Origin of the sequence: Mesorhizobium sp. M1A.F.Ca.IN.020.06.1.1 (assembly GCF_004023265.1) — a bacterium.
Classification (GTDB): Bacteria; Pseudomonadota; Alphaproteobacteria; order Rhizobiales; family Rhizobiaceae; genus Mesorhizobium.
In genome coordinates this window covers 1-3,085 of the sequence record NZ_RZSR01000731.1, presented here as the reverse complement: position 1 = coordinate 3,085, position 3,085 = coordinate 1, and the positions used below count along the sequence as shown (strand labels likewise).

The 3,085-nt window shown below is 63.4% G+C and carries 6 protein-coding genes; all 6 read right to left on the bottom strand.

Going from position 1 to position 3,085, the window contains the following annotated elements:
• Positions 1-159 precede the first annotated feature (159 nt).
• Positions 160-426, bottom strand: coding sequence for a flagellar biosynthesis protein FliQ (gene fliQ, locus EOA60_RS25940; protein WP_027165133.1), 267 nt, complete (start codon positions 424-426; stop codon positions 160-162).
• Positions 427-435: 9 nt separating this feature from the next.
• Positions 436-858, bottom strand: a complete 423-nt coding sequence (flgD, locus tag EOA60_RS25935) for a flagellar hook assembly protein FlgD (RefSeq protein WP_095823400.1) — start codon at positions 856-858, stop codon at positions 436-438.
• A gap of 2 nt (positions 859-860) precedes the next feature.
• Positions 861-1,298: a flagellar biosynthesis repressor FlbT gene (gene flbT / locus EOA60_RS25930; RefSeq protein ID WP_095800447.1), complete on the bottom strand. Its 438-nt coding sequence runs from the start codon at positions 1,296-1,298 to the stop codon at positions 861-863.
• Complete coding sequence (gene flaF / locus EOA60_RS25925; protein WP_067002429.1) at positions 1,295-1,642, bottom strand: flagellar biosynthesis regulator FlaF; 348 nt, start codon at positions 1,640-1,642, stop codon at positions 1,295-1,297. The genes flbT and flaF overlap by 4 nt, the downstream gene beginning before the upstream one ends.
• 30 nt (positions 1,643-1,672) lie before the next feature.
• Positions 1,673-2,722: a flagellar hook-associated family protein gene (locus EOA60_RS25920; protein WP_095823399.1), complete on the bottom strand. Its 1,050-nt coding sequence runs from the start codon at positions 2,720-2,722 to the stop codon at positions 1,673-1,675.
• Between the two features lie 3 nt (positions 2,723-2,725).
• The coding region (locus tag EOA60_RS25915) for a flagellar basal body rod C-terminal domain-containing protein (RefSeq protein WP_281060779.1) at positions 2,726-3,085 on the bottom strand (360 nt) is incomplete at its 5' end.

Sequence of the window (3,085 nt, the reverse complement as noted above, 5' to 3'; positions counted from 1 at the left end):
CCCGGCGCCATCATCGCGCGGGCGACTCGCCAAAGCATCCCGGTCCAACAACAGGAAGGCAAAGGCGAAAATGCGTCGGCGAAGCTTTAGGCCAAGCATCTTGCCGGTGTGGACCAAACTTTTGCCGGTCCGCGCGGGCGGGATGCCCGCAGCCCCAGGTCAGAAGCCGTGCTCGATGCGTTCGAAGATGACGTTGGTGAAGGCCGAGATCTGGCTGCCGATGAACGGGCCGGTCAGCGCCACGACCAGCATGATGGCGACGATCTTGGGCACGAAAGTGAGGGTGATTTCCTGAATCTGCGTCAGCGCCTGGATAAGCGCGATGCCGATACCGACGGCCATAGCCACGAGCACCACCGGCGCGGAGGCGGTAAGCACCGTCCACACCGCATATTGCACGATATCGAGGGCGTCGGCCTCGTTCATGGGCAGACCCTATGCGAAACTCGAGGCGGCCGGCTTGATCGATACGCCCGCGCCGACAGGGACCTCGGTGCCGTCCTGCAGCACCGCGATCAGGCCGCTGCTTGCGAGCTTCACCGAAGCCACGGTCCCTGTTGTCTTGCCGTCGGCGGCGGTGATCGAACGGCCGATCAGCGCGTCCGCCTGCGACAGCGCCGAGGATTGCATGATCTGGTCGAGCTTGCTGTTGGTCTGCACCGATTGCTCGACCTGCGAGAAGGTCGCGAGCTGCGCGACATATTCCGTCGAATCCATCGGCTTGGTCGGATCCTGGTTCTTCATCTCGGCGATCAGAAGCTTCAGGAACGACTGGTAGTCGACCGCCGTCTTCGAGGTCTGCTGGCTGCTGGCCTGGGTGGCGCCAACCGGGATCGTCGTTGTCATGTCCACGGCCATCTTTATGCTCCCACAGCCAGCGCGCGCGGCGCTTCCGGAATGTCGTCATTGCCGCCAAGCGCTTGGCGCTCGAGCGGATAGAGCGCGCGGATCGCCTTCAGCGCCTCGTAGATATGATCCTCGCCGACCATGCGGTCGATCTGCTTCAGCGCGCTGCAGATTTCCTGATTGTCGAAGCTTGCGATCAGCATCGGCAGCGAGCGGCGGAACATGTCGCGGGCCTCGGAGGCGCCCGGCGGGTTGATCAGCATGATCTGCACGATGAAATAGAGCTGCCTGAGCGGCGTCGAGGCCTGCTCGGCCTGGATGACGTGGCTTTCGAGCAGGAACTGAACGTCGTTCATCAGCTCGATCGTGACCTTGCGGTCGACCCGGATGACGGCGCCGTTGATGTAGATCTTCTCGTTCGGCTTCAGCGAGATCTTCAGCGTGTTGCTCATTGGATGCCGTCTCGGATGATCTGGGAGACCTCGATCAATCCTTCGAAATTGTTGGTGCGGCCCTGCCGGATGTCTTCCGTTTCGCGCAGCAGCCACAGGCCGATCGAGATCAGATTGGCGCGCAGTTCCTTGGGCAGCGCATTGTCGCTGGAGCCGAGATCCTCGACGAAGGTGGTCCAGATGCGGTTGGTGAAGTGCAGCGCCTCGACCGCCTCAATCGACTCCGGCCCAACGGAAGCAGCCGTGGACAACATGTCGATCGATCGGGTGAGCAACTGCCGCTCCCGGTCCTTGGCGTCGGCGACGGAGTCGGTCTGGATGTCGGCGTAGGAGAATTGATACATCGTCGGAGCTCTGGCGTTCCGGTGAGAGTGTCAGGTGAGATAGTTCAACAGGCTCAGTTGCTGCAGTCGCGCGGTCAAGGCGAAGGACGTTTCGATATGCTGCGTCAGGTCGGCCACGCGGGTGGCGGCCTCCGAGGGATCGACGCCTTCGAGGTCGATGATGTGCTTCTCGAACAGATCGACCTGGGTCTTCATGCGATCGCTGGCGTCGGACACGCGCTTCTGGGCGAGGCCGGCTTCGGACTGCACCTGAACGATGCCGCCGATGGCCTCGCCGACCAGCTTTTGCGCGCGACTGACGATCGTATTCTGCCCGGCCTCGCTGATGTTGCCGGCAAAGAGCGTGCCGACCATGGCGGCCGCCATGGCGAGCTTGCGGATGCCTTGCTCGTTGGCGCTGACCGATGTCTGCGTGGTCTCGTTCAATGAAATGCGGCTGGTGATCTGGTCGTCGGTGGCGTTCGACCAGTTGGCCTGCCAGCCGGAGCCCAGGAACTGCGGCTCGACCGCGGTGGTGATGAAGTCGTCCATCTGGGCGGCGGTGATGTTGGCGGCCGCGGGGTCGTTCTGGGTGAAGCCGAAATAGCTGGTGAAGGCGGCGTCGAACGCCGCCTTGGCGGGCGAGCCGGCGGCGCTGAAGTCGTCGATCGGCTTGACGTCGGTGTTGGTCCCGGCAAACAGGTATTCGCCGTTGACGCTGGTGTTGAGGATGCCCGTCATCTGCTGCAGCGCCGTGGCGCCGGCGGTCTGGGTGATGCTGGTCGAGGAGTCGCCCGATACGGCGCTGGTCAGCGCCGTCAGCAGATCCTGCGCGACATCGGAGAGCTGACCCAGCGAATCCTGTGTCGAAGTCAGACGCGCGGCGACCAGCGAGTTCGAATCGACGATGCCGTTCAACCGGTCGAGATCGCGCTGGAAGGTGACGGCCTGTGTCGTGCGCCCGCCGAGCGCCAGGCCGACATCCGCTACCTTGCCGGTCTGGGATTCGGTGGTCGCCTTGACGAGATCGGCCTGCATGCGCATCTGCTGATAGCGCAGGGCGTTGGAGATGGCGGCTGAGGAGACGGCTGTCGCTTTCATGGACTACCCCACCGCGCCCAACAAGGCGTCCAGCATGTCGTCGACGGTCTTCATCATGCGCGCCGACGCCTGATAGGTATGCTCGAGGTCGAGAAGCAGGGACATTTCCTGGTCGACATTGACGCCGGTATCGTTCGACAGCGCTTCGGCGGTGCGAGTGGACAGCGCTTCCTTCGCGTCTGCGTTGGTCGACGCCTGCTGGCGCACGCCTTCGAACCAGCCGATGGTGTTGGCCGCGTAATCCGAGACGCCGGAGCTGACCGTGATGCCGGCGGAGGTGTCGAAGGCCATCGGCTGGTCGAGCCTGTTGCCGTAGGCGATCAGCAGGTCAGAATAGGAGGCGCCGCCGCCGGTGTTGGAAAC